Here is a 26649-nt window from a genome sequence, read left to right as displayed (position 1 = left end):
CTCCGGGGCCAGGATTGCGGAAGAATGGAGATCATGTCTTCCACCCCTTTTGAGCGCACACAGCGCGTCGCCGTCCTCGGCGGCGGTCCCGGCGGTTATGAGGCGGCCCTCGCGGCCGCTCAGCTCGGAGCCGAGGTGACCCTGGTCGAGCGTGTGGGCGTGGGCGGAGCGGCAGTGCTCACCGATGTCGTCCCCTCGAAGAGCCTGATCGCCACGGCGGATGCCGCGGTCGCGATCTCGGAGGCCTCCGACCTCGGAGTGCAGTTCTACGCCAAGGGCGAGCACGGCAAGCCGCTCAAGCCCGAGATCGCCATCAACCTCGCCGCGGTGAACAAACGTCTGATCGCGCTCGCGGGCCAGCAGTCCGAGGACATGCGCACGACGCTGCTCGAGGCCGGCGTGCGCATCCTGTCCGGCCACGGCCGTCTGGAGGGACCGACGGCGATCGTGGTCTCGACCGGGCAGAAGGGCACCGACTTCGACCGCGTCGAGGCCGACACGATCATCGTGGCGGTGGGCGCGTCGCCGCGCGAGCTGGATTCGGCCAAGCCCGACGGCAAGCGGATCCTCACGTGGACGCAGCTCTACGACATGAAGGCGCTTCCCGAGCACCTGATCGTGGTCGGCTCCGGTGTGACGGGCGCCGAGTTCGCGTCCGCCTACATGAACCTCGGCGCCAAGGTCACGCTGATCTCCAGCCGCGAGCAGGTGCTGCCGGGTGAGGACCAGGATGCCGCGCACGTGCTCGAGAAGGTCTTCAAGCGCGGCGGGATGACGGTGCTCTCCAAGGCCCGCGCCGAGAAGGTCGAGGTCACCGAGGACGGCGTGCGCGCGACGCTCTCCGACGGCCGCACGGTCGAGGGGAGCCACTGCCTCATGGCGGTCGGCTCGATCCCGAACACCGCTGGCATCGGTCTCGAAGACGCGGGAGTCGAGCTCGACGAGACCGGGCACGTGCGGGTGAACCGCGTCGCGCGCACCTCTGTGCCCAACGTCTACGCCGTCGGCGACTGCACGAACTTCTTCCCGCTCGCCTCCGTCGCGTCGATGCAGGGCCGCACGGCCGTGTTCCACGCGCTGGGCGACATCGTGATCCCTCTGGAGCTGATCAAGATCACCTCCAACATCTTCACGGCGCCCGAGATCGCCACGGTCGGCTATTCCGAGAAGGACGTCGAAGACGGCGTCGCGGACGGCCTCGTCTACAAGCTGCCCCTCGCCGCGAACCCTCGGGCCAAGATGATGGGCATCAAGGACGGTTTCGTGAAGCTGATCGCACGCAAGGGATCCGGCACCGTGATCGGCGGCGTGATCGTCGCGCCCAAGGCCTCCGAGCTGATCTACCCGATCGCGGTCGCCGTGGAGCGTCGTCTGACGGTCGACCAGGTCTCTCGCGTCTTCGCGGCATACCCGTCGCTGTCGAGCAGCATCACCGACGCGAGCAGGGCGATGCACCTCGTCAACGCGAACATCTCCTAGATCCGCCGCGGATCAGACGAGAAAGGCGCCCCGCAGCAGCGGGGCGCCTTTCTCGTGTGCGAGGGCGGTCAGCTGATCGTGAGCAGCTGGTGTCCGGCCGAGACCGTCGCACCGGCGACGGCGCCGATGTTGCCGATCGTGCCGTCCTTGTGAGCCTGCAGCGGCTGCTCCATCTTCATCGCCTCGAGGACGACGACCAGATCGCCCTTGACGACCTGCTGCCCCTCTTCGACGGCGACCTTGACGACGGTGGCCTGCATCGGCGACTTGACGGCGTCTCCCGATGCGCCGGCGCTGACCGAGGTCGCGTGGCTGCGGCGGGACGGCGGAACCGCGGCCGGTCGTCCTGCCGTGCCGGCCGCCACCGCGACGCGATCGGGAAGGCTGACCTCGAGGCGCTTGCCGCCGACCTCGACCACGACGGTGTGCCGGTTCTCGCCGGCGGAGGGCGACTCGAGCTCGCCGTCCCAGGCGGGGATGTCGTTCTCGAACTCGGTCTCGATCCAGCGGGTGAAGATGCCGAACTCGCCGTTCTCCGCGGTGAACGCGGGGTCGTTCACGACCTTGCGGTGGAACGGGAGCACGGTGGGCAGACCTGCGACCTCGAACTCCTCGAGGGCGCGGCGCGAGCGCTCCAGGGCCTCGGCGCGGTCCTTGCCGGTGACGATGATCTTCGCGAGAAGCGAGTCGAAGGCGCCCGAGACCGAGTCGCCCGCGGTGACGCCGGAGTCGAGGCGGATGCCGGGTCCGCCGAAGGTCTTGAAGACGTGGATCGGACCCGGCTGCGGGAGGAACCCTCGACCGGGGTCCTCGCCGTTGATGCGGAACTCGATCGAGTGTCCGGTCGGCTTCGGGTCGTCGTAGTCGATCGTGCCGCCGGCGGCGATGCGGAACTGCTCGCGCACCAGGTCGATGCCGGTGACCTCCTCGGAGACGGGGTGCTCGACCTGCAGACGGGTGTTGACCTCGAGGAACGAGACGGTGCCGTCGGCGCCGATCAGGAACTCGCAGGTGCCTGCGCCGACGTAGCCGACCTCCTTGAGGATGGCCTTCGACGCGGAATAGAGCAGGTCGTTCTGCTCGTCCGTGAGGAACGGCGCGGGTGCCTCCTCGACGAGCTTCTGGTGGCGGCGCTGCAGCGAGCAGTCGCGCGTCGAGATGACGACGACGTTGCCCTCGGCATCCGCCAGGCACTGGGTCTCGACGTGCCGCGGCTTGTCGAGGTACTTCTCGACGAAGCACTCGCCGCGGCCGAAGGCGGTGACCGCCTCGCGGGTGGCGGATTCGAAGAGCTCCGCGACCTCGTCGAGCTCGCGGGCGACCTTCAGGCCGCGACCGCCGCCGCCGTACGCGGCTTTGATCGCGATCGGCAGACCGAACTCCTTCGCGAAGGCGACGACCTCGTCGGCCCCGGAGACGGGTCCCGGCGTTCCGGGAGCGAGCGGCGCGCCGACCTTCTCGGCGACGTGGCGGGCGGTGACCTTGTCGCCGAGCGCCTCGATGGCGTCGGGGGAAGGCCCGATCCAGGTCATCCCCGCACCGATGACGGCGCGGGCGAATTCGGCGTTCTCGGCGAGGAAGCCGTATCCGGGGTGCACGGCGTCGGCGCCGGCGCGGCGGGCGACCGAGAGGATCTTCTCGATCTGCAGGTAGGTCTCGGCGCTCGTGGCGCCGCCGAGGGCATAGGCCTCGTCGGCGAGGCGGGTGTGCAGAGCGTCGCGGTCCTGGTCGGCGTACACGGCGACGGAGGCGATCCCCGAGTCGCGAGCGGCACGGATGATGCGGACGGCGATCTCGCCGCGGTTGGCGATGAGCACCTTGGCGATATCAGGCATGCTTGCCAGCCTAGCGAGAAGGCTCCCGTTCGCTTTGACGACTCTCCACAAGAAAGAGGCAGAAACGTCGACGAGACTCTACGACCAGAGGTCGGTCCACGTGACGCCGAGATCGGCGGCGAGGCGGCGCACGGTCGACAGCGACATCCCGACCACCGTCGACGGGTCGCCGTCGACGCGGGTGATGAAGGCGCCGCCCAGACTGTCGACCGTGAACGCACCGGCGACGAGCAGGGGCTCACCCGAGGCGACGTAGGCGGCGATCTCGGCATCCGTGACGTCATCGGCGAAGGTCACCGAAGCCTCGGCCGTGGCGGTGGCCTCGACCGGGTCGGTGCCCGGCGAGACACGGAAGACCGAGTGCCCCGAGTGCAGGATGCCGGTGGCCCCGCGCATCTCCTGCCAGCGTCTGGTCGCCTCCTCGGGCGTGTAGGGCTTGCCGTACACGCGCCCGCCTAGTTCGAACATCGAGTCTCCGCCGATCACGATGCCGTCGAACTCGCCGTCCGCAGAGAGGCGCTGCGCGACGTCCGCCGCCTTCGCCCGAGCGAGCAGGAGCACGAGGTCCGCCGGAGTCAGCTCCGCGCCCCGTTCGGCCGCGGCAGCGGCGGCGACCGCATCCTCATCCACTCCCGGCGACTGGGTCAGAGGCTCGATACCCGCCTGACGCAGCAGCATGAGGCGGGCGGGAGAGGTGGAGGCCAGGCAGACGCGCATGTTCACCACCGTATCCTCGAAGGATGACTTCCTCCCCAGTCCTGCTCGATCTGGACATCACCGGCATCGCGCACGGCGGCACGTTCATCGCCCGATACGAAGGCCGGGTCGTCTTCGTCTCCGACGCCATCCCCGGTGAGCGGGTCCGCGCGCGGCTCACCGAGGACTCCACGGGTGAGTCCAAGAGCTTCTGGCGTGCCGAGACTGTCGAGGTCCTGGACGCCTCGCCGCATCGTCGCCCCCACATCTGGGCGGAGGCCGACGTCTCCCGCGCGCCCGAGGACCGGCCGGGGGGCGCCGACCTGGGGCACATCGATCTCGCGCATCAGCGCGTGCTCAAGCGTCAGGTGCTCACCGAGGCGCTCGATCGTTTCGCCGGACCCGGTCTCGAGGCTCCCGAGATCGAGGCCGTGGACTCGACCGACGGAACCGGCTGGCGCTCCCGGGTGACCCTGCACGTCGACGACCAGGGGCGCGTCGGTCCCTACGCCGCTCGCAGTCACCGGGTGATCCCGGTCAGCTCCCACCCGCTCGCGCGTCCGGCGGTCGCACAGGCGGCCCTCCGTCTCGCGGGCGGCGAGGCGGGCAGCGTCGACCTGGTCGAACCGGGCGACGGCCAGGTGCGGGTCATCCGACGAGATCGCCTCGACGAGCGACCGGCCAGGGGGCAGCACCGCCGCCCGGCGCCCGAAGTCGTCTACGAGCAGGTGGGCGATCGCCGGTTCCAGGTCGACGCCGGTGGATTCTGGCAGGTGCACCCGCGAGCCGCCTCGGTGCTCGACGGCGCCGTCTACGGCATCCTCGACGGGCACGTCGATCCGGAGGCGACGCACTTCGACCTCTACGGAGGAGTCGGGCTCTTCGCCGCATCGCTCGCAGACCTCGGTGGCACCGACATCGTCACCGTCGAGTCCAGCAGGCGGGCGACGACTCACGCGCAGCAGAACCTCGCGCCCCTCGCCGTGAACGCCGTCACAGCACGGGTCGACCGCTATCTCGCCGGTCTCCCCTCCGACACGCGAGCAGGAGCGGTCGTACTCGATCCGCCGCGTGCCGGTGCCGGACGCGCGGTGGTCGATGCACTGAACTCTCTCGCCCCCGAGGCGATCGCCTACGTCGCGTGCGACCCTGTGGCGTTGGCGCGGGACCTCGGAACCTTCCGCGAACACGGGTGGAACGTGGGGACGCTGCGCGGTTTCGACCTGTTCCCGCACTCGCATCACTTCGAGGTCGTCGCGCTGCTCACCCGGTGATCGTGATCTGCGGGGGCTGAGTACTCAGTAGGCTGGGCGGATGAGCAGGGTCGCACTCATCGACGATCACGAATCCGTCCGCCTCGGTCTCGAGGCGGCGTGCGCTCGTGACGGAGAGCAGACCGTCGTCTTCTCCGGCAGCACCGTCGTGTCCTACCTCGAGTGGAGGTCGACGACGTCGTCGCAGCCTGCCGACGTGGTGGTGCTCGACCTCACCCTCGGAGACGGCACCACGGTGACCGAGAACGTCCGGTCGCTCGTCGCCGACGGCGCGAGCGTCGTGATCCACAGCGTCGCCGATCGACCGGCGGCCGTGCGCGAGGCCCTCGCTGCCGGTGCCGCCGGCGTCGTGAGCAAATCCTCTGCGCTGGACGACGTGCTCGACGCCATCCGCACTGTCGCGCAGGGCGAAGCCCTCAACAACGTCGAGTGGGCGAGCGCTGTCGACGGGGATCGCGACTTCGCGGACGCCCAGCTGTCGACACGCGAGCGGGAGGTGCTCCGGCTGTATGCGACCGGCCTGCCGCTGAAGGCCGTGGCCGAGCGCCTCGGCGTCGCGTACTCGACCGCCAAGGAGAACATCACCCGGATCCGGGTCAAGTACGTGGAGGTCGGGCGACCGGCCCCGACGAAGGTCGACCTTCTGCGGCGAGCGATGGAGGATGGGATCGTCGCCGCAGACGGGGCGCCGAGTGGCCGCTGACCCGCTCAGCATCCGGGAGGCATGGAGCAAGATCCCTTCGCCCGGCAGCGTGGAGACCGAGTTCGAGCGCTTCACCGGCAAACGCATGGAGCGCATCCTCGCCACGGTCGTCGCGATCGGATCGGGTGTTCTCGGCGCACAGGCACTGATCGCGGGGGTCACGACGACGGGATCGGATGCCGCGCGCATCACGATGCTGCTCGTGGTCTTCGTGCCGCTGATCGTCATGCTCGTCGCGTGCGTCATCGGACGTGGCGTCAGGACCGCGTCCGGCGCGTTCGCCATCGTGTACACACTCGCGCTCGCCGCCTGGCCGAGTCTGGTCGACCCTGTGGGCAGAGCCGCCGACCAGCCGTGGATCTTCTTCCTCGTCAACGTGGGCGTCGTGGCTGCGATGCTCGCCTTCCCTCTGTGGCTGCAGTTCGTCTGGGCGGTGTGCCTGCCGTTCGTCTACGGCTATGTCCGCCTCGTCGAAGGCGATTTCTCGCGAGACTTCTGGGTGACGACGGCGTTCGACGTGTCGTTCACCCTGATCCTCGGATGCGTCATCATCGCGTTGGGATGGATGTTCCGCTCGGTCGCCGCGGGTGTCGATGAGGCCCGGGCCCGAGCCGTCGCGTCGTACGCGGGCGCAGCGGCAGCCGCCGCAGCCGAGGAGGAGCGTGCGGCGATGTCGGCGCTCATGCACGACAGCGTCCTCGCAGCGCTGATCGCCGCGGAACGGGCCGAAGGCGATCGGGCACAGGACCTCGCCGTGGGGATGGCCCGGGAGGCTCTCACCCGCCTGGCGAACACCGAGGCCGCGGTGGCCCAGGAGGGCAGCGACGAACCGGTGGGCGCCGCTCAGATCGTCGTCGAGCTCCGTCGTGCCCTGTCCGAGCTCGGGGCGGATGCGATCGTCGAGGAACGGGGAGGGATCGGCCTGATCCCCGGGCGCGCCGCGAGAGCACTTGTGCTCGCCGCCAGACAGGCGCTCGGCAACGCGGTCACCCATGCGGGTGGGCGCGGGCTGCACATCCTCGTCGAGGGCCGCGGTGACGAGGGGATCACGGTGACGATCACGGACACCGGCCCAGGATTCGATATCGGGGCGATCGGCGCCGACCGCCTCGGGATCAGAGCGTCGATCTTCGCACGGATGGCCGGGGTGGCGGGCACCGCCGAGATCGATTCGAGAGAGTGCGGCACCACCGTGACGCTGGGCTGGGAGCGGCCATGAATCGCACGGTGCGCAGTGTCGCGACGTCACTCGCGGTGGGCTTCGCGATGTACTTCGCCGCGAGAGGGGTGTGGTGGATCGAGCAGCCCTCCGCGCCGCTGCTGATGGTCGCGGCGATTGCGCTGTACCTCGTCGTCGTCAACGTCGCGATCCTCTGGGACTCGGCGATCTCGGTGCGGATGCCGCTCTGGGCGGCGCTGCTGACGCTGGTCTCGAGCGTCCTCATTCCGATTCTCGTGACGCTGTCACTCGATCCGCTGACACGCACGGCGCCGTTCGCCACCTGGTACATCGGTGCGCTCGGTCTGATGGGCGTGGTGTGCATCGTCCGGCGCCGCTTCGTGATCGGCTGGCTGGTGGTGCTCGTCCTCGTCGCCACATCGTCGGTGTATCTGGGTGTCTTCGTGGCGCTGTCCCTCGGCCTGGTGGGCTCGCTCGTGTGGGTCGCGATCGCTCACCTCCTGGTGATCTTCTGGGACAGAGCCGTCCGCGACACCGAGCGCCTCGCCGGCATCCAGCAGGCGGTGTCCGCCTGGCACGCGACCCAGCAGGTGCGCCAGAAGGAACGTCGTCTGCGCACGCAGTTCGCGCTGGCGGTCGCGGGGCCGGTGCTCAGTCGCACCGTCGCATCGCGTGGCGCGCTGAGCGAGGAGGAGCGACTGCAGGCGCGTCTGGCGGAAGGTCGCCTGCGCGACGAGCTCCGGGGAGCCGATCTGCTCAACGATGCGGTGCGGGATGCGATCGAGGACGCGCGTCGCCGCGGTGCCGTCGTCACCGTCTTCGACGAGGGCGGCTTGGACGACGTCGATGAGGGACGACGCGCGATGATCCGCGACGAGCTCGCCCGGGTGCTGCGCGATGCGGATGCGGAGCGGTGGATCATCCGAGCGGCCAGGGATGCTCACACGGCCGTGACGGTGGTCGGCCGGGCCGGCGCCGGCGGGCAGAGCGACGACGATGCCGTCGACGTGTGGCACGAGATCCCGAGAGACGCTCCACGCCAGTGAGGCCCCTGTCCTCGGCTCTGGCCGGGGGAGGGGGTCAGAGTCGAGGTCAGACAGAGTGGGCGAGGGGCGGCGAATCCGCCAGCCCCTCGCCATGCGGACCAGTTACCCGAAAACCGTCCGCTGGTGGCCGGTCTGCGTCTATCTACCCTGGGACAGAGAGACCAGCCGAACGCGAAGCGTCTTACTCAGTCTCATGGTTAGTCAAGTCGTTGTCTGTAGGTATTTTGGGGGACACGGAATCGACGCCGGTGCGAGATGATGAGGCATGGGAATGCGTCGCGGAACCAATCTCCCCCGCATGGGTGACTTCAACCAGTCCGTGATCCTCGAGGCCATCCGCCGGTCCGGAGAGGGACTCAGCCGGATCGAGCTCGTCGATGCGACCGGCCTCTCGGCGCAGACGATCACGAACATCACCCGTCGCCTTCTCGACGAGGGGCTGATCACCGAAGCAGGGCGGACCATCAACGGGCCCGGCAAGCCGCGAGTCACGCTGCGCCTGGTCGCGGAGAGTCGTTTCTCGGTGGGGGTGCATCTCGACCCGTCGGTGATCACCTTCGTGCTGCTGAACATGTCCGGTGCGGTGATCGCACGACGAGTCGTGCGCACGCACGACCGGGACCCGCACCGCATCGTCGAGACGATGGCGCAGACGATCGATGGCCTCGTCGACGAGGCCGGCATCGATCGCGCACTCGTCGCCGGGGTCGGCGTCGCTGCCCCCGGGCCGCTCGACGCGGCGAAGGGCACGGTGGTGGACCCCCCGAAGCTCGACGGATGGCATCGGGTGCCGCTGCGTTCCGTTCTCGCAGAAGCGACGGGCTTCGAAGTCACGCTGGAGAAGGACACCACTGCCGCCGCAGTGGGGGAGCTGTGGACCGGCTCCGCGACAGCCGAGGACTCGTTCCTGTTCGTCTACCTCGGCACGGGGCTCGGGGCCGCCGCAGCGCGTGAGGGGGTTGTGGTCACAGGCAGCACCCACAACTTCGGCGAGATCGGCCACATCATGGTCGACCCAGACGGGCCGCCCTGCGCGTGCGGCTCGCGAGGATGCGTCGAAGTGGTATGCACCCCGCAGGCGATCGTCGAGCAGGCGGAGGCGGCCGGGGTGTTCCGCGATGAGCCGGACGACGGAGGTGCGCGCGGAGTGGAGGAGCGGTTCGCCCGTCTGTGCGAGCTCGCTTCCGCGGGCGAGATCCGCGCGCTGGGCGTTCTGCGTCGCTCTGCCGAACATCTGGCAGTGCTGATCTCGGTGCTCACGAACATCCTCGATGTCGATCGTGTGGTGCTCGGCGGGCCGTTCTGCGCCCCTCTGTCCGAGGTCTATCTGCGCGAGATCCCAGAGCAGCTGAACCGTCGCAGTGCGACGAGGTCGGTTCGGGCCTTGCGCGTCGACAGCGCGGTGGTGGGAGAGGATGTCGGTGCCGTGGGGGCCGCCTGCGTCGTGCTCGACGCGGTGCTCACGCCTCGAGCATCCGACCTCTACCTCGAGGATTGAACGGAGCCATCAATTCGCATACCGGTATATCGGTTGGAGCGCACTCAGTGATTACTCCAGTCGATGTATTATCGAAGAGATGCGCCGTCTGGGGTTTACAGGTGCCAGGGGCGACGGCCCCGCATCAATCGGAGGGTCGTCTGCGTGGCCCGGTAGCTGGGGGGCTCCGGGTCTCGCAGACTCTCCGATGCGAGGGCGTCAGCGTGCGAAGCGGCCCCACGGGATGTCTCGTCGCAGTGCGCGTCGCAGCGGTCGCTGGGTGCGGGCCCACGCCGATACGCGAGGCTCCTCGGCCACGGCATCCGCCGCCTCCTGCGAGTAGGCGTCGCTCACCACGGCGATGAGAGCGGCGAGCTCCTCCTCGGTCGCAACGCCCCGGGTGATCTCCATCGTCGGGAGCTGGCGCTCGTCCGACGTCGCGGGCTCGGTCACAGCGGGATGTTCCCGTGCTTCTTGGGGGGCAGCTCGGCGCGCTTCCCGCGGAGGGCTCGGAGCGCCTTGGCGATCGAGACTCGGGTGTTCGCCGGTTCGATGATGCCGTCGATCTCGCCGCGTTCGGCGGCGAGGAACGGCGAGGTCACGCTGTAGGTGTATTCGTTCGCGAGCCGCGTGCGCACGGCGGCGACGTCCTCGCCGGCCTCTTCGGCACGCTTGATCTCGCCGCGGTAGAGGATGTTGACCGCACCCTGGCCGCCCATCACGGCGATCTCCGCCGTCGGCCAGGCGAGGTTGACATCGGCGCCCAGCTGCTTCGATCCCATCACGATGTAGGCGCCGCCGTAGGCCTTGCGCAGGATGACCGTGACCAGCGGCACGGTCGCTTCCGCGTAGGCGTAGATGAGCTTGGCGCCGCGGCGGATCACGCCGGTCCACTCCTGATCGGTACCGGGGAGGTACCCGGGCACGTCGACGAGCGTGACGATCGGGATCGAGAACGCGTCGCAGAACCGCACGAATCGGCTGGCCTTCTCGCCCGCCTCGATGTTGAGCGTTCCGGCCATCTGGGACGGCTGATTGGCGATGATCCCGACCGAGCGCCCTTCGACCCGGCCGAAGCCGATCACGATGTTCGGCGCGAAAAGCGGCTGGACCTCGATGAAGTCTCCCGCGTCGACGACGTGCTCGATGACCGTGTGGATGTCGTACGGCTGATTGGGGGAGTCGGGGATGATCGTGTTCAGAGAGCGATCGGCATCCGTGGTCTCCCACTCGAAGCCGCTCTCGTACGCGGGGATCTCCGCCATGTTGTTGTCGGGGAGGAAGCCGAGGAGCGTGCGGGCGTAGTCGATCGCGTCGTCCTCGTCCTCGGCGAGGTAGTGCGCGACACCCGAGCGAGTGTTGTGCGTGAGGGCTCCTCCGAGCTCCTCCATGCCGACGTCCTCGCCGGTGACCGTCTTGATGACGTCCGGACCGGTCACGAACATCTGGCTGGTCTTGTCGACCATGATCACGAAGTCCGTCAGAGCGGGGCCGTAGACGGCTCCACCGGCGGCGGGACCCATGATGATCGAGATCTGCGGGATGACCCCCGACGACCGAGTGTTCAGGCGGAAGATCTCGCCGTACTTGCTGAGGGCGAGCACGCCCTCCTGGATCCGGGCTCCGCCGGAGTCGAGGATGCCGATGATCGGCATACCGCCCGACAGCGCGAACTCCATGATCTTGATGATCTTGTCGCCGGAGACCTCGCCGAGAGATCCGCCGAACGTGGTGAAGTCCTGCGAGTACACCGCGACCGTGCGGCCGTGGATCGTGCCCACACCCGTCACGACGGAATCGCCGAAGGGCCGGTTGCGATCCATGCCGAACGCGGTGGTGCGATGGCGCACGTACTCGTCGAACTCGACGAAGCTTCCGGGGTCGACGAGCAGTTCGATGCGCTCGCGGGCGGTCATCTTGCCCTTGGCGTGCTGCTTCTCCTGCGCGACCTTCTCGGCGTCGACAACGGCTTCGTTGTAGCGAGCGCGGAGGTCTGCGATTCTGCCGGCGGTGGTCGAGAGTTCGGGCTTGTCCGTCACGGATTCCACCCTATCGTCGCGGTGGCCCCGTCCGTTGGATGCTCGCTACAACGGGTCGTCAGATCCTTTGGCGGCTCTCGTGAACCCCGCGTGTCCCGAGGGCGGCCGTCACTCGCGGTGTTCGGCACCGAGCGTGCCCGGCAGGTCGTGGGTGCCGGCCTGCTCGATCTCGCCGACGTCCTTGTTGCGGCCACGTCCGACCGACGCGATCTTGCGTCCCGCCCAGCCGACGCCGCGGACCGCCGATCCGGCCGCTCCGGCCACGGCGCCCCCGACGAACTGGGCACCGTGCAGCATTCGCAGCTCCATCTTCTCTGCGCCGGCGACGGGCTCCAGCTCGAGCGGCATGTCCAGAGGTGCCGCTCCGAATGCGTGGTGCGACGTCGTCAGCACGCGGCGTCCGAGAATGTGGTTGCCCGCGCCTCCGACGGCCGCGCCGACGCCGAACGGCAGTGCCTTCCCGATGAACGAGGCACCGCCCTTCGCCGCGAACTGCTTCACGAACATGCTCTTCAGTCGATCCACGAGGGGGCCGACGGCAGCGCGCGGCAACGACTTCGTCACCATCTCGCCCCAGTACGACGACCTCGAGCCGCCGCGGCCGGTGGCCTCGCCTGCCAGCTGTCCGACGAGGGCCACGCCCTCCTTGCCGAGCATGAGGGTCATCACCAGCGCGCGGGCCCGGTCGGGGTTCGACACCGCGATGCCATGGACCTCTGCGACGGACTGCGCGAAGAGCGCCGTCGATTCGACGAAGCCCACCGTCTCGACTCCGGAGAGGGCGAGCGTGATGCCGGTGCCGATCCCCGGCACGACGGCGGTCGCTCCGACCGCCGCGCCGCCCGTGGTCACCGCCGCGAGATAGCGCCGCTCGAGGATGCGGATGATCTGCTCGGGCGAAGCGTGCGGGTTGCGCAGGCGGATGCTGCGGATGTGCGCCAGCACGAGCGGGCGCTGGATTGCGAGAACGCGGTCCAGCCCGCGAACCATCAGCGGATGCTCGGCCGAGCCGACGGGCGGCACCCCCCTGTCCCACGCGGCGTCGTCGGGGAGGGAGTGGATCTTGTGCACCTTGGGGGCCATGGATCGATCCTAGGAAGCCAGGCCGCGAAAAAGCCGAAAGCCCGGCTCCCTTGACGGGGCCGGGCTTTCGTGGAAGGCGATCAGACGAACAGGTTCGCCCGCTCGAGGTCCTCGGCGAAGTCGACCTCGACCGCGTAGAGATCGGAGACGTCCATCGGCTCGAGGAGCAGGCCGTCTTCGGCGATCGCGAGCTCGAGGCCGCGCTCGAAGTAGTCCTGGTCTTCGACGCGCTGCAACTGGCGCATGAACGCCTTCTTGTCTGCGGAGGAGATGTAGTTGATGCCCACAGCCTCACCGAGACCGCCCTTGACGGTCTTCGACAGCTCGTTGATGAAGCCCTCGGCCGTGACCGTGTACTTCACCTCCTCGTCGCTGACTTTGGAGGTGTTCACCGTGACGAAGGACTGGTCGCGCTCGATGTACGCCGCAGCGCGGCCCAGGATCATCGGGTCGAACACCACGTCGCCGTTCATCCAGAGCACGCCCGACTTGCCGGTGGCGCCGAGAGCGCGCAACAGGCTCTTCGACGTGTTGGTCTCGTCGTAGCGCTCGTTGTGCACGTAATTGACGTTCGGGAACGCCTCGATGATGGTCTCTGCGCGGTACCCGACGACGGCGGTGATGCGGGCGTCCGATCCGAAGGCGGCGCGGATGTTGTCGTGCTGCTGGCGCATGATCGTGCGGCCGTCGCTCAACTCCGTGAGCGGCTTCGGCAGCGCGCGGCCGAGGCGTGAGCCCATGCCTGCTGCGAGGATGACGGTCTGAAGAGTCACGAGTGCTCCTAAATGAAGTATGTGTTCATGGTCGGTTCACCGACCGGACACTTCGTCGTGCCGAGAGCCATGCTAGCGATCCCGCCTGAGAACCCGCGGGGGTTGACATCGCTGTGGCCAATTCGTGATCCAGTACACACCCAACACTCAGATTCGTCCAGATCCTGAGTGAAATGTCCAACGGGTTCACCAGGTCGGCGAAATGTTGCGGTGACCCGAAGAAATCCTGCCCCCGTTGATACCGTAGGACGGTGACTGCTTCTTCCCCCGACGATCCCGCTGCTCAGGCGGTCGACGCCACGCCCGCCGCCCCGAAGAAGACTTCCGCTCGCACGACGCCTGCCAAGAAGACGAGTGGAGCCCGCGTTCCCTCCAAAGCTGCGGCGGACAAGGCCGCGGTCACCGTCGAGGTGGTCGCAGAACCGGCGCTGAAGATCGACCGGACCACCGAGAGCGGCGCTCCGCGATCGGCGGCATCGAAAAAGACCACCGCCGCTCGCACGACTGCCGCCAAGAACGCGACCCGCGACACGACCACTCGCGCGGCTGCGGCGAAGACGTCATCGGCGCGATCCGCTGCTGCCAAGACCACCGCTGCGAGGACCACCGCCGCGAAGACGGCTGCGGCCAAGACCGCTGCTGCGAAGACCTCAGCCGCGCAGGGATCCACTCCGGCAGCCAGGGCGGCCGCGGCGAAGACGGTCGCCGCCAAGGCTGCGGTGGAGAAGAGCGCGTCGGCGAAGTCCGCAGCACGCACTTCCGCGGCGAAGACCACGGCGGCCAAGGCCGCGGCCGCGAAGGCCGCTGCGGCGAAGACAGCTGCCGCGAAGGCTGCTGCGGCCAAGGCCAAGGCCGAGGCCGAGGCAGAGGCGGACGCTCAGGTCGAGAGCGAAGCGGCGATCGAGATCGAGATGCCGGCTCCTGCCCACGTTCAGGGAGACGAGCCTGAGGCTGCAGCCGAGGGGGCGAAGACAGATCTGCCTGCTCCGGCGGAGGAGACTCCTATGAACGACGTCGCACCGGTTGTCGACGCCACGCCGGTCGACGACGCCACGCCGGTCGACGACGCCACGCCGGTCGACGACGCCACGCCGGTCGACGACGCGACGGCGGACGTCGCCGACGCCACCGCGTCTGCAGAAACGGCATCCGCCGACGAGAGCACGACATCCGAGATCTCCGAGCCGGTGTCCGATGCGGACGCGACCGAGGAGGCTGTCACCGGAGTCGAGGCGGCCTCCGGTGCGGAGGCCATCCGCATTCGGGGCCTCGTCAAGAACTTCGGGGATCACACCGCGGTCAACGGCATCGACCTGACGGTGCCTGCAGGTTCGTTCTACGGCATCGTCGGTCCCAACGGCGCCGGCAAGACGACGACCCTGTCGATCGTCGCCGGGCTGCTGCGCGCCGATGCAGGCGACATCGTGATCTGCGGCATCGATCAGTCGGCGAAGCCTCTTGCCGCGAAACGCATGATGGGTGTGCTGCCCGACCGGCTCCGCACGTTCGATCGACTCACCGGGCGGCAGCTGCTCTACTACTACGGGCTCCTGCGGGGGCTCGCCTCGGCGGTCATCGAGAAGCGCGTCGCCGATCTCGCGCGCGCATTCGATCTCGGAGAGGCGCTCAATCGCGTCGTCTCCGACTATTCGGCCGGTATGACCAAGAAGATCATGCTCGCGGGAGCCATGATCCACTCGCCGAGGGTCCTGGTGCTCGATGAGCCGTTCGAGGCCGTCGATCCGGTGTCCTCCGCGGTCATCCTCGACATTCTGCGCGCCTATGTCGCGCACGGCGGAACGGTGGTGCTCTCGAGCCACGGGATGGATCTCGTCGAGCGGGTCTGCTCGCGCGTCGCGATCATCGTCGGGGGAGAAGTGCTCGCCGAGGGCACCATCGACGAGGTCCGCGCAGGCCAGACGCTCGAAGCGCGGTTCGTCGAGCTGTCCGGTGGCATCGGCGAGGTGGAGGGGCTCGAGTGGCTGCACACGTTCTCCGACTGAGAGCCGCGCTCCTGATCGGATCGCTCCGCGGCGAACGTCGGGTACGGACGCTCATCATGCTCGCCGTCGTGGCGATTCTCACGGGTGTGGTCTGCGCGGCGATCCTCAGCCTCGACGACGCACCCGTCGCTGTCGCGCGCACGGTCATCGTCCTCGGCAGCGCGGCACTGCTCCTGGGATTCCTGGTGGGTCCCATCCTCGTGGGTGCCGTGGATCAGCTGGATCCCCGCAGATTCGCCGTGTTCGGGGTCGACGAGCGGCAGATGCCATGGATCCTCGCGCTCGCCTCACTGGTCAGCGTTCCCAGCCTGGCTCTCATCGCTGTGAACATCAGCGTGTGCATCGTGGCGATCAGGCTCGGAGCGCCGTGGTTCATCGCGGTGCTGATGAGCGTCGTCTGCCTGTTCTCGACGGTGCTTGCGGCGCGTATCGGCATGGCGGTGAACGCGCTGCTGCTGCCGGAGCGTCGATCGCGCGAGCTCACCGCCCTCTTCGCGCTGGCCGTGATCGTGATCGCATTCCCCGTGGCCGTGTTCCTCGCCTCGCTCAAGTGGGACGGGCAGGTCCCCGCCGCAGTGGGGGCACTGACGGCGACGATCGGGTTCACCCCTTTCGCCGCATCGTCGAGGTTCCTGTTCTCGTTCGCGACGGATGGCGATGCCGGCAACTGGATCAGCGGGATCGTGGCCCTCCTCACCGCGGTGGTGCTCTGGGCGGTGTGGTCGTGGCTGGTTCGCAGACTGCTCACCACGACCGAGCGTCCTGTGGCCTCTCGCGAGCGCTCCGGTCTCGGCTGGTTCGGCCTGCTTCCGTCGAACGCCTTCGGTGCGATCGCGTCTCGCAGCCTCGTCTACTGGCTGCGTGACCGCCGCTACATCATGAATCTCATCGTGGTCCCGATCGCCGGCGTGCTGTCCGTCCTGCCACTCCTCGTCGCGGGCGTGCCGCTCGAGATCGCCGCTCTCGTGCCCGTTCCGGTGATGGCCCTGTTCTTCGGCTGGCTGCCGCACAACGATGTCGCCTACGACTCCACCGCACTGTGGACGCACGTGGCGAGCGGCGTGCGCGGCATCCCCGATCGTCTGGGCCGACTCGTCCCGGTGATGCTCGTGGCCGTTCCCGTGCTCGCGATCGCTGTGCCTCTCACGATGCTCTGGATCGATGACTGGCGTCTCCTTCTGCCCCTCACCGGCCTCGGGGCCAGCCTGCTGCTGTCGGCGCTCGGCTTCTCGAGCATCGTCTCTGTCATCGCGCCGTACGCCGTGTCGCGTCCCGGAGACAGCCCGTTCCAGCAGCCTCAGCGGCCGACGTCGCGTGGCGCGTACGGTCCTGCTGCGGCGTTCCTCGGAGCGATCCTCGTGAGCGTGCCGACCATCTGGCTGCTCGTGCTCACGATGCTCGAGGGATCGCAGTTCGCCCCCGCGACGTTCTGGGCCGGACTCGCGACAGGGGTGGCGCTCTTCGCGATCGGTGTCGGCGTCGGCGGGCGGATCTTCGAGCATGAGGGCGAGCGACTGATGGAGTTCGTCGAGACCGCGTGACGACCGCCCAACCGGGTGCGTCCGAGGCTAGACTCTCGGCATGAGTACTCCGCTGGACAGCCCCGATCAGGGCGGCGTGGCAACGCTTGATCGCGAACTGGAAGAACTCCTCCGCGAGGAGAATGTCGAGCCGGGCGACCACGAGCGCTTCTCCCATTACGTCAAGAAGGACAAGATCCTCGAATCGGCGATCACCGGTAAGCCGGTGCGTGCGCTGTGCGGCAAGAAGTGGACGCCGGGCCGTGATCCGGAGAAGTTCCCGATCTGCCCCACGTGCAAGGAGATCTACGAATCGATGGTCGGCTGAACTGAACCGCCTCGGCCGCGTCAGCTCGCGTCGACGTAGCGGGTGGGGATCGCCGGGTCGGACTTGCTCAGGGCGAGCGCTCTGACCGGAAGCTCCTCCCGCACCCGCAGATGGTGCGCTCGGGCGGAGGCCGTTCCCTCGGGTCCTTCGAACGAGTCGTCGATCTCGCCGTTCTCGACGAAGGTCGTCTGCAGCGCCCGCCCGTCCGAATGCTCGGCCGGGGTGTCGAGTTCCTCGAATCCGTCGGAGACGACGACGGTCTCTGCCTCCGCCACCCCGTCGACGAGGGTGCGGAACGCTGCTTTGCGCCCGCCGTGAGATGCCTTGTCGGTCGACGCCTTCGCGACGCCGATCCATGCGCCGTCCGAGTCCTGCCGCGCCACGAGCTTGTAGACCATGCTCGCAGTGGGGTATCCGGATCCCGTGACCACCGACGTGCCCACGCCGTAAGCGTCGACGGGCGACGCGGCCAGCGCGGCGATCGCATACTCGTCGAGATCGCTCGTGACCGTGATGCGTGTCCCGGTCGCACCGAGCTCGTCGAGCTGGGCCCGCACCTCGGCGGCGACGATCGGCAGGTCGCCCGAGTCGATCCGCACGCCTCCGAGTCCCGTACCTGCGACGCGGATGGCCGTCTCGACCCCGGCGCGGATGTCGTAGGTGTCGACGAGCAGGGTGGTGTCGGTTCCCAGGGAGTCGATCTGCGAGCGGAACGCCTCCTCTTCGGTCTCGTGCAGCAGGGTCCAGGAGTGCGCGGCCGTGCCCATGGTGGGGATACCCCAGCGTCGTCCGGCCTCGAGGTTGCTCGTGGCCCGGAAACCGGCGATGTAGGCCGCTCGCGCGGCTGCGACGGCGGACTGCTCTGCGGCACGCCGAGAGCCCATCTCGGCCAGCGGACGCTCGCCCGCCGCGATGCTCATGCGGGAGGCGGCGGTGGCGACGGCGGAGTCGTGGTTGAGCACGCTGAGAGCCAGGGTCTCGAGCACGACAGCGTCGGCGAAGCTGCCCTCGACCGTGAGGATGGGGGAGCCGGGGAAGTACAGCTCGCCCTCGCGGTAGCCACGGATGGAGCCGGTGAAGCGGTAGTTCTCGAGGTAGGTCAGGGACTCGGCATCCACCACCTGGTTGTCACGCAGGAATCGCAGTTCGTCATCCTCGAAGCGGAACTGTCGCAGCAGCGTGAGGAGCCGACCGGTACCGGCGACGACTCCGAAACGTCGTCCTCCCGACAACCTGCGTGAGAACAGTTCGAACACGCTCGGCCGTGATGCGGTGCCGTCGCGCAGTGCGGCGGCGAGCATGGTCAGTTCGTAACGATCGGTCAGAAGCGCCGTGGACGTCGTCATCCGCTCAGCTTAGTGAGGGGAGCCGTCCGGGTCGCTGAGCGTGACGCGCGCCGCACGCGGGTAGGCTGGGTAGTCATGAACGACGCCCCGATCGGAATCTTCGACTCCGGTGTCGGCGGACTCACGGTGGCCCGGGCCATCCGAGCCCAGCTGCCCCGGGAATCGTTCGTCTACATCGGCGACACGGCTCACTCGCCCTATGGCCCCAAGCCGATCGCGGACGTGCGGCGCTACAGCCTCGAAGTGCTCGATTCCCTGGTCGACCAGGGCGTCAAGATGCTCGTGATCGCCTGCAACACGGCATCGGCGGCCATGCTGCGCGACGCCAGAGAGCGCTACGACATTCCGGTCGTCGAGGTGATCGGCCCGGCAGTGCGACGAGCCGTGTCGACGACTCGCAACGGCCGCGTCGGGGTCATCGGCACCGTGGGGACGATCGGCTCCCGCGCCTACCAGGACATGCTCGAGGTGAACGAACGGCTCGAGGTCTTCACTGCGGCGTGCCCGCGCTTCGTCGAGTTCGTCGAGGGGGGCATCACCGGCACGCCTGAAGTGCTCGCCACCGCCGAGGAGTACCTCGCGCCGCTCCGCGAGGCGGATGTCGACACACTCGTTCTCGGCTGCACCCATTACCCCTTCCTGCGTGGCGCGATCAGCTACGTGATGGGGGAGGGGGTGACCCTCGTCTCGAGTGATGACGAGACCGCCGGGGATGTCTATCGCCAGCTCGTGCGAGGCGATCTTCTCGCGTCTCCCGACGCCACGGCCACGTACGTCTACGAGGCGACGGGGGACTCGACGACCGAGTTCACCGCCCTCGCCAACCGCCTGATGGGCCGGGAGGTGCGCGACGTGCAGCTCGTGCAGACCGGTGTCATCACGCTTCCGGAGCCTGTCCCCGGACAGTAGCCCGACCGCAGCATCCGCTTCATCCGCCTCCACCGAAGGAATCCCATGACCAGCATCGTCCGCGCCGACGGCCGTTCCACCGACCAGCTCCGCGAGATCACGATCGAGCGCGGGTGGAGCAGCCATGCCGAGGGCTCGGCTCTGATCAGCTTCGGCGGAACCAAGGTGCTGTGCACGGCATCGTTCACGAATGGCGTTCCTCGCTGGCTGACCGGCAAGGGCAAGGGGTGGGTGACGGCGGAGTACTCGATGCTTCCGCGTGCGACCAACAGCCGCAACGACCGGGAGAGCGTCAAGGGGCGCATCGGCGGGCGCACGCACGAGATCTCGCGACTGATCGGCCGTGCGCTGCGCGCAGTGGTCGACACCAAGGCGCTGGGTGAGAACACGATCGTGATCGACTGCGACGTGCTGCAGGCCGACGGAGGCACCCGCACCGCCGCGATCACCGGCGCGTACGTCGCCCTCGCAGATGCGATCGAGTGGGGGCGCGAGAAGAAGTTCATCGGCAAGAACGCGACGCCGTTGCTCGACTCCGTGGCTGCGATCTCGGTCGGGATCATCGACGGCGAGCCCATGCTGGATCTGGCATATGTCGAGGACGTCCGCGCCGAGACCGACATGAACATCGTGGTCACGGGCCGCGGGCTCTTCGTCGAGGTGCAGGGCACGGCTGAAGGAGCGCCGTTCGACAAGCGCGAGCTCGACGCCCTGCTCGACCTGGGCGTCGCGGGCTGCGCCGACCTGAAGGATCACCAGCTGAAGGCGCTCGCGGGCTGATGAAGGTCGTCCTCGCCACGCACAATCCGCACAAGGTCGCGGAGTTCCAACAGATCGTGGCATCCGCTCGCCCTGATCTCGAGATCATCGCGTATGACGGACCGGAGCCCGTCGAGGACGGCGTCACGTTCGCGGAGAACGCGCTGATCAAGGCTCGCGCCGCGTCGGCGCACACGGGACTCGCGGCGCTCGCCGACGACTCCGGCATCTGCGTCGACGTGCTGGGCGGGTCGCCCGGTGTCTTCTCGGCCTATTGGGCGGGGCAGAAGAAGGATGCCGCGGCGAACCTCGAGCTGCTGCTCGACCAGCTGCGCGACATCGCGGATCCTCACCGCGCTGCTCACTTCAACTCGACGATCGCGCTCGTGACTCCGGACGGAGCCGAGCACGTGGTCGTCGGGAACTGGCCGGGACGTCTCGCGCGCGAAGCATCCGGAGGCGGCGGATTCGGTTACGACCCCATCTTCGTCCCGGACGGACAGCCCGAGGGGGCGGAGCGCACGGTCGGCGATCTCACTGCCGGCGAGAAGCAGGCGCAGTCGCACCGTGCGCGCGCGTTCGCGGAACTGCTGCCGTTGCTCGCCGCTCTCTGAGTCGGCGGCATTCACTACGGTTGACGTACTTCATGCGTAGTGGTTACTCTGACGACATGCGAGAACTCACCTACTACGTCGGCGTCACGCTCGACGGATTCATCGCCGGCCCGGACGACGAGGTCGATTTCTTCCCCGTGACCGCTGCGTTCGCCGACGCTCTCGGCACGGAACTCCCCGACATCCAGCCTGCGCATGTGCGCGCGGCGCGGGGCGGCGCGAGCGCAGCGGTCACCCGCTTCGACACCGTCGTGATGGGGCGTCGCACCTACGAACCCGCACTGCAGGTCGGCATCACAGACCCGTACTCGCAGTTGCGGACCGTCGTGTTCAGTCGCTCGCTGAACGATCCGGGCGAAGCCAACGTCGAGATCGTGCGCACGGATCCTGTCGCGCGGGTCCGCGCGCTCAAGGCGGAACCCGGCCTCGGCATCTACCTCGCGGGTGGGGCCGGACTCGCCGGGGTGCTCCTCGACGAGATCGATCGCCTCATCGTCAAGAAGTACCCGACGATCGCGGGGTCCGGCATCCCGATGGCGAGCCACCCCTTCGCCCCGACCCAGTTCCGTCTCGACGAGGTGCGCTCGTTCGACAACGGGTGCGTCGTGCTCGAGTACTCTCGCCAGCGCTGACGGCCCCGCGGTTACTGAGAATCATCACCATTCCCGACTGGGCTGAGACCCGCCGGCGGGTGTGCGAGCCGGTCTAGCCTGGAGACATGCACGATCATGCGCCCGCCGCGGGCGGCATCCGCTCCGCGAACCATCGCCGTCTTCTGGCGATCTCGCTGACACTGACCGCGACGATCATGGTGGTGCAGATCGTGGGTGCACTGCTGACCGGTTCTCTCGCGCTGCTGGCGGATGCGGCTCACATGTTCACAGACGCCTCGGCTCTGGTGATCGCGCTCATCGCGGCGGCCGTCGCCGCCCGACCTGCCGACGACCGCCGCACGTTCGGATACCAGCGCGCCGAGGTGTTCGGGGCGCTCATCAACGCGATCATCCTGATCCTCCTCGCCGGGTGGGTGGGGGTGGAGGCCATCGGTCGTCTGATCAACCCGGGGGAGACCGAGGTGGTCGGCGGGCTGATGCTCATCGTCGCCGTCGTGGGTCTTGTCGCGAACGCCATCTCGATGTGGCTGCTGAGCCGCGCGCAGCGCACCAGCATGAACGTCCGCGGCGCCTACCTCGAGGTGATGGGCGACCTGATCGGGTCGGCGATGGTGATCATCGCAGCGATCGTGATCGTCACGACCGGATGGATGCCCGCCGACGCGCTCGCGTCGATCATGATCGCCGTGCTCATCATCCCGCGAGCCATCGCGCTGCTCCGCGAGGTGTTCTCGGTGCTCTCCGAATCAGCGCCCCAGGGCACTGCGGTCAGCGAGATCCGACAGCACCTCCTCGACTACGACGGAGTCGTCGGCGTGCATGACGTGCACGTCTGGCAGCTCACTCGCGGTGCTCCGGTGTTCAGTGCGCACGTCAGCGTCGACCCGGCTCTCCTCGCCGATGGACGTTCGGCGAAGCTGCTGAGCGACCTCCAGTCGTGTCTGTCGCACCACTTCGACGTCGCTCACTCGACCTTCCAGATCGAGCCCGCGGAGCAGTCCGACTGCCAACCGCACCACGCCTGACGGTCAGGACTCGACGATCACCTCGTCGGGAGTCTTATCCGGCCGGAGTCCCCGCCAACGGGAGTGACGCAGAACGCCGTCCGGGGTCCAGTTCGCGAACTCGACCTCGCCGACGAGCTCAGGTCGGACCCAGAGCGCATCCGACGCATCGAGCGCGGGCACGTCCTCGAGGGGCGCGGAGTCGGTGCGCAGGGGAGCGAGCCGGCTCAGCAGGTCGCGCAGCATCCGGTCGGTGAATCCCGTGCCGACGCGACCGACATAGCGCAGCCGTCCGGACTCGGGGACCGCGAGCAGCAGGGAGCCGAACGTGCCCTCCCGGTCGCCCTTGCCGGGGCGGATACCGACGATCACGACCTCCTGCATGCGGGTGTGCTTGATCTTCAGCCAGGCCGGTGAGCGCTGGCCCGGACGGTACCGCGAGGACGGATCCTTGACGACGACGCCCTCGAGGCCGAACTCGTCGCTCGCCGCGAGAGCGGCGTCGAGATCGTCGAACACGGGCGGGACCTGCACCGGCGCATCGAGGTCGGCGACGACCTCCTCGAGGAGGGTCCGTCGCTCCGACAGCGCCATGGTGCTGAGGTCGTGACCGTTCAGTCGGAGCAGATCGAAAGCCATGTAGACGATGGGCGTGCGCACGACCTCGCGTTCGATCTCGCGGGGCCGGGTCAGGTGCATGCGGTTCTGCAGCATCGAGAAGCTCGGCCTGCCCTGCGCATCGAAGGCGACGATCTCGCCATCGATGATCGCATCGGACACGGGCAGGAACGGCGCGCCGTCGGCAGTCAGCTCGGGGTAGCGGGCCGTGATGTCGGTGCCGCTGCGGGCATGCAGCAGCATCCGTCCGTCCGCCCAGGTTCCGATGGCCCTGATGCCGTCCCACTTCACCTCCACCCACGACGGAGAGCTCAGAGTGCGGGCGATCGCCGGCGTGCCGTTCTCGGCCAGCATGGGGGAGACGGAGGGGGGAGACGACGAGGCCAGTGGTGCCGCACCGGTCGTCCGCGGGCGGTGGCGGCTCGCATGCGAGTTCGCGCCGTGTGCGTCGACGCGGGGGCCCGGCGCAGAGGTGGTGTCCGGGGGGCCCTCCTGGGCGGCGAGAAGCGGAGCGATGGGGTCCTGCCCGGAACCCGCACGCTCGAGCACCGTCGCGAAGTCGAGCTGCGCGAGGTCGGGGTCGTCGAGTTCGTCCCAGGTGCGCGGAGCCGCCACCCAGGGGTGCGCGCGACCACGCATCGAGTACGGCGAGATCGTCGTCTTCTTGCCGTTGTTCTGGCTCCAGTCGAGAAAGACCTTGCCGCCGCGCGCGGCCTTGGCCATCGTGCTCGTGGCGAGATCCGGATGCTCGGTCTCGATCAGACGGGCGATCTCCTTCACGACCGCGGATATCTCTGCGCTCGTCTGCTGCCCGGGGAGGGCGGCGTAGAGGTGGATCCCTTTGCTTCCGCTGGTCACGGGCACCGGATCGAGTCCGATGTCGCTGAGCAGGCTGCGTGCGATCCGTGCGACCTCGGCGCACTGGGCGAGCCCGACCCCCGGGCCCGGGTCGAGATCCAGGACGAGCCGATCCGGCTTTCCCGGCATGCCGTCGGAGGCGAAGCGCCACTGCGGCACGTGCAGCTCGATCGCGGCGACCTGCGCGAGCCAGACCAGCGTGGGAACGTCCTGGACGAGGGGATACTCCTTGGGGCCGTCCGAGTGCCGGATCGGCTGTCGGGGGATCCATTCCGGAGCTCCCGGCTCGAGCTGCTTCGTGAAGAACGCGTCGGCGGGAGCATCCGCGGTCCCCACCCCTTCCACCCAGCGCTTGCGGGTCACGGGGCGGCCCGCGAGCAGAGGGAGGAGGTGCGGCGCGATCGCCGTGTAGTAGGCGATGATCTCGCCCTTCGTGGTGCCGGTCTCGGGGTAGACGACCTTGTCGAGGTTGGTGATGCGCAGCCGGCGGCCATCGATCTGCACGTTCTGCGCCTCTGCGACCATGACGCCAGCGTAGTCAAGGTACTGGCCGTGAGCCGCGCGGCTGGTGTTCACTGGGGTCATGAGAACGATCTGGAAAGGTGCGCTCACCTTCGGCCTCGTGAACGTGCCCGTCAAGGTGTATTCCGCCACCGAGGACCATGATGTGCCGCTGCACCAGGTGCACGAGAAGGACGGCGGCCGGATCCGGTACCAGCGCACCTGTGAGGTGTGCGGCGAGACCGTCGCCTACGCCGACATCGATCGCGCCTACGTCGAGGAAGGGCAGACGGTCGTGCTCACGAAGGACGATCTGGCGGCGCTGCCGGCGGAGAAGAGCCGCGAGATCGACGTCGTCGAGTTCGTGCCCTCCGACCAGGTCGATTTGCTGACCCTCGACAAGCCGTACTACCTCGAACCGGACTCCAAGTCACCGAAGGCGTACGTGCTGCTGCGCAAGACGCTCGAACAGACCGACCGCACGGCGATCGTGCGCTTCACGCTGCGACAGAAGACCCGACTGGCCGCACTCCGCGTGCGTGGCAAGGTGCTCGTGCTGCAGACGCTGCTGTGGGCCGACGAGGTGCGTGAGGCGGCGTTCCCGGTGCTCGACGAGGATGTGAGGATTTCGAAGAAGGAGCTCGAGCTCTCGGCATCCCTCGTAGACAGCTATTCGGCTGACTTCGATCCTGAGTCGTTCGTCGACGAGTACCAGAAGGAGTTGCGCACTCTGATCGATGCGAAGATCGAGGCGGGCGACACGTTCGATGTCGCGGACACCTTCGGCGAGGCCGAGGGCGATGCCAAGAGTGGTGAGGTCATCGACCTGATGGAGGCGCTGCGCGCCAGTGTGGCTCGCACCAAGGCCGCTCGGTCGGAGTCGACCGGCGACAAGGCGAGCACGAAGAAGAGCCCGAGCAAGAAGAAGGCGGGCTGAGACAGCCCGCCTTCTTCTGCACCGAGATCAGTGCTTGCCGTCTCCGTCGAAGTCCGGAGCACGGTCGAAGACCTCGGGGTCGAGGGCGAGTCCTTCGGCCTCGGTGGCGTCTGTCTCACCCTCGCCGGCCGCGGCTTCCTTCTTCGCCTTGTGACGCTCGGACAGGTAGTGCCAGAGCGTGATGAGTGCCGTGCCGCCGACGGCAGCGAGCAGGATCAGGTCGATGTAGCTCTCGACGAAGTGCGCGACCGGCGGGATGAAGCCGATGGCGTACCCGAACATCGTCAGACCGAAGCCCCAGAGGATCGCACCGATGAGGTTGTACAGCGTGTAGCGGCGCCACGGCATATGACCCACGCCGGCGGCGACCGGGGCGAAGGTGCGCACGATCGGCACGAAGCGGGCGAGGATGACGGTGATGCCGCCGAAACGCTCGAAGAAGGCGTTCGTCCGCTCGACGTTCTTCTTGCTGAACAGGCCCGATTCCTTGCGTTCGAAGACTGCGGGTCCGCCCTTGTGGCCGATGAGGTAGCCGACCTCACCGCCGACGAACGCCGAGAGCCCGATGAGCAGCGCGACGATCCACACGTTGATGCCGAACACCCCGTGCTCCGAGCCCGCGATCGGGTGCGACAGGAGTCCTGAGATCACGAGCAGCGTGTCGCCAGGAAGCAGGAACCCGACCAGAAGGCCCGTCTCCGCGAAGACGATGAAGCACACCACGAGAAGCGCCCAGGGGCCGGCCGAGCCGATGATCGTGGCGGGGTCGAGCCAGGGGATGAGAGCGGCGTGATGCATGGATTTCCCGTCGTCGTGCGCTGTGCGGCGGTCAAGTCGTCGATCGCAGGGGGTGCGACAGATCGGTGCGGAAGGTGGGACTTGAACCCACACGCCCTAGGGCACAGGAACCTAAATCCTGCGTGTCTGCCAATTTCACCACTCCCGCGCGCTGGGATAAGTCTACTGATCGGGGGATCGTGCGTTGCTGGGGATCCGCCCGCAGGAGCACCGCCGCCGCTGTGGATAACTCCGGCGCGTGTCACCCGATCCTTG

24 protein-coding genes and 1 tRNA gene are annotated in these 26649 nt (G+C 68.2%); 15 read left to right on the top strand and 10 right to left on the bottom strand.

Going from position 1 to position 26649, the window contains the following annotated elements:
- The first annotated feature begins 24 nt into the window (after positions 1–24).
- Positions 25–1479 (top strand): NAD(P)H-quinone dehydrogenase, encoded by a 1455-nt coding sequence (locus tag BMW26_RS11425; RefSeq protein WP_171821928.1) that lies wholly within the window; start codon positions 25–27, stop codon positions 1477–1479.
- A gap of 68 nt (positions 1480–1547) precedes the next feature.
- Here the strand turns inward: BMW26_RS11425 and BMW26_RS11420 are convergent, their stop codons facing one another.
- Together BMW26_RS11420 and BMW26_RS11415 are read right to left on the bottom strand one after the other, a co-directional pair.
- Entirely contained in the window at positions 1548–3314 is a 1767-nt protein-coding gene (locus BMW26_RS11420; protein ID WP_056280083.1) for an acetyl/propionyl/methylcrotonyl-CoA carboxylase subunit alpha, read from the bottom strand.
- A gap of 78 nt (positions 3315–3392) precedes the next feature.
- Positions 3393–4031: a Maf family protein gene (locus BMW26_RS11415; protein ID WP_053099183.1), complete on the bottom strand. Its 639-nt coding sequence runs from the start codon at positions 4029–4031 to the stop codon at positions 3393–3395.
- Between the two features lie 23 nt (positions 4032–4054).
- On the opposite strand from BMW26_RS11415, the gene BMW26_RS11410 reads away from it, so the two are divergent.
- The 5 genes from BMW26_RS11410 (at position 4055) to BMW26_RS11390 (ending at position 9711) form a co-directional block, all read left to right on the top strand.
- Entirely contained in the window at positions 4055–5284 is a 1230-nt protein-coding gene (locus BMW26_RS11410) for a class I SAM-dependent RNA methyltransferase (RefSeq protein ID WP_072591530.1), read from the top strand.
- Between the two features lie 40 nt (positions 5285–5324).
- Positions 5325–5987 (top strand): response regulator transcription factor, encoded by a 663-nt coding sequence (locus BMW26_RS11405; protein ID WP_053096978.1) that lies wholly within the window; start codon positions 5325–5327, stop codon positions 5985–5987.
- Positions 5977–7206 (top strand): ATP-binding protein, encoded by a 1230-nt coding sequence (locus BMW26_RS11400; RefSeq protein ID WP_056280093.1) that lies wholly within the window; start codon positions 5977–5979, stop codon positions 7204–7206. The genes BMW26_RS11405 and BMW26_RS11400 overlap by 11 nt, the downstream gene beginning before the upstream one ends.
- Complete coding sequence (locus BMW26_RS11395) at positions 7203–8213, top strand: hypothetical protein (RefSeq protein ID WP_053096976.1); 1011 nt, start codon at positions 7203–7205, stop codon at positions 8211–8213. Before BMW26_RS11400 ends, BMW26_RS11395 begins: the two co-directional genes overlap by 4 nt.
- Before the next feature lie 298 nt (positions 8214–8511).
- Positions 8512–9711, top strand: coding sequence for an ROK family transcriptional regulator (locus BMW26_RS11390; protein ID WP_053096975.1), 1200 nt, complete (start codon positions 8512–8514; stop codon positions 9709–9711).
- 198 nt (positions 9712–9909) lie between these two features.
- Here BMW26_RS11390 and BMW26_RS11385 read toward each other — a convergent pair whose 3' ends face one another.
- From BMW26_RS11385 to BMW26_RS11370, 4 genes are all read right to left on the bottom strand, one after another.
- Positions 9910–10143, bottom strand: coding sequence for an acyl-CoA carboxylase subunit epsilon (locus tag BMW26_RS11385; protein WP_308418038.1), 234 nt, complete (start codon positions 10141–10143; stop codon positions 9910–9912).
- Positions 10140–11729 (bottom strand): acyl-CoA carboxylase subunit beta, encoded by a 1590-nt coding sequence (locus tag BMW26_RS11380; RefSeq protein ID WP_442922967.1) that lies wholly within the window; start codon positions 11727–11729, stop codon positions 10140–10142. The genes BMW26_RS11385 and BMW26_RS11380 overlap by 4 nt, the downstream gene beginning before the upstream one ends.
- Positions 11730–11837: 108 nt before the next feature.
- Positions 11838–12812, bottom strand: a complete 975-nt coding sequence (locus BMW26_RS11375) for a hypothetical protein (RefSeq protein WP_056280098.1) — start codon at positions 12810–12812, stop codon at positions 11838–11840.
- An 80-nt stretch (positions 12813–12892) separates the two neighbouring features.
- Positions 12893–13585: a phosphocholine cytidylyltransferase family protein gene (locus BMW26_RS11370; protein WP_053096968.1), complete on the bottom strand. Its 693-nt coding sequence runs from the start codon at positions 13583–13585 to the stop codon at positions 12893–12895.
- Between the two features lie 251 nt (positions 13586–13836).
- Between BMW26_RS11370 and BMW26_RS18075 the strand changes: the two genes are divergently transcribed.
- From BMW26_RS18075 to BMW26_RS11355, 3 genes are read left to right on the top strand one after another with little or no spacing between them, the layout of a single operon-like run.
- Positions 13837–15588 (top strand): ABC transporter ATP-binding protein, encoded by a 1752-nt coding sequence (locus tag BMW26_RS18075; RefSeq protein ID WP_332257616.1) that lies wholly within the window; start codon positions 13837–13839, stop codon positions 15586–15588.
- Positions 15564–17129 (top strand): hypothetical protein, encoded by a 1566-nt coding sequence (locus tag BMW26_RS11360; RefSeq protein WP_072591528.1) that lies wholly within the window; start codon positions 15564–15566, stop codon positions 17127–17129. The genes BMW26_RS18075 and BMW26_RS11360 overlap by 25 nt, the downstream gene beginning before the upstream one ends.
- A 40-nt stretch (positions 17130–17169) precedes the next feature.
- A complete protein-coding gene (locus BMW26_RS11355) occupies positions 17170–17436 on the top strand; it encodes a DUF3039 domain-containing protein (RefSeq protein ID WP_053096965.1) in 267 nt (88 codons plus the stop codon).
- 20 nt (positions 17437–17456) lie between these two features.
- On the opposite strand, the gene BMW26_RS11350 is transcribed toward BMW26_RS11355, so the two are convergent.
- Positions 17457–18782, bottom strand: a complete 1326-nt coding sequence (locus BMW26_RS11350) for a nicotinate phosphoribosyltransferase (RefSeq protein WP_072591527.1) — start codon at positions 18780–18782, stop codon at positions 17457–17459.
- A 75-nt stretch (positions 18783–18857) separates the two neighbouring features.
- Here BMW26_RS11350 and murI point away from each other — a divergent pair, with 75 nt between their 5' ends.
- From murI to BMW26_RS11325, 5 genes are all read left to right on the top strand, one after another.
- Complete coding sequence (gene murI / locus BMW26_RS11345; protein WP_053096961.1) at positions 18858–19691, top strand: glutamate racemase; 834 nt, start codon at positions 18858–18860, stop codon at positions 19689–19691.
- 45 nt (positions 19692–19736) lie between these two features.
- Positions 19737–20471: a ribonuclease PH gene (gene rph / locus BMW26_RS11340; RefSeq protein ID WP_042536503.1), complete on the top strand. Its 735-nt coding sequence runs from the start codon at positions 19737–19739 to the stop codon at positions 20469–20471.
- On the top strand, positions 20471–21064 hold the full coding sequence (rdgB, locus tag BMW26_RS11335; RefSeq protein ID WP_072591526.1) for an RdgB/HAM1 family non-canonical purine NTP pyrophosphatase: 594 nt from the start codon (positions 20471–20473) through the stop codon (positions 21062–21064). Before rph ends, rdgB begins: the two co-directional genes overlap by 1 nt.
- A 56-nt stretch (positions 21065–21120) precedes the next feature.
- Positions 21121–21696 carry a dihydrofolate reductase family protein gene (locus BMW26_RS11330; protein WP_072591525.1) on the top strand — a complete coding sequence of 192 codons (576 nt, stop codon included), beginning with the start codon at positions 21121–21123 and terminating at the stop codon, positions 21694–21696.
- A gap of 86 nt (positions 21697–21782) precedes the next feature.
- Positions 21783–22703, top strand: coding sequence for a cation diffusion facilitator family transporter (locus tag BMW26_RS11325; protein ID WP_053096956.1), 921 nt, complete (start codon positions 21783–21785; stop codon positions 22701–22703).
- Between the two features lie 3 nt (positions 22704–22706).
- Here the strand turns inward: BMW26_RS11325 and ligD are convergent, their stop codons facing one another.
- The gene (ligD, locus tag BMW26_RS11320) at positions 22707–24683 is read right to left on the bottom strand and encodes a non-homologous end-joining DNA ligase (RefSeq protein WP_056280332.1); all 1977 of its coding nucleotides are present in this window, start codon (positions 24681–24683) and stop codon (positions 22707–22709) included.
- A gap of 58 nt (positions 24684–24741) precedes the next feature.
- Here ligD and ku point away from each other — a divergent pair, with 58 nt between their 5' ends.
- Entirely contained in the window at positions 24742–25596 is an 855-nt protein-coding gene (gene ku / locus BMW26_RS11315) for a non-homologous end joining protein Ku (RefSeq protein WP_072591524.1), read from the top strand.
- 27 nt (positions 25597–25623) lie between these two features.
- On the opposite strand, the gene BMW26_RS11310 is transcribed toward ku, so the two are convergent.
- A complete protein-coding gene (locus BMW26_RS11310; protein ID WP_053096952.1) occupies positions 25624–26394 on the bottom strand; it encodes a DedA family protein in 771 nt (256 codons plus the stop codon).
- Between the two features lie 66 nt (positions 26395–26460).
- Positions 26461–26542, bottom strand: a tRNA-Leu gene (locus tag BMW26_RS11305).
- Positions 26543–26649: the final 107 nt, after the last annotated feature.

The sequence above is a fragment of the Microbacterium sp. 1.5R genome, assembly GCF_001889265.1.
Classification (GTDB): Bacteria; Actinomycetota; Actinomycetes; order Actinomycetales; family Microbacteriaceae; genus Microbacterium.
Note: the sequence above shows the minus strand (reverse complement) of the source record. Positions and strands in the feature narration are given on the sequence as shown.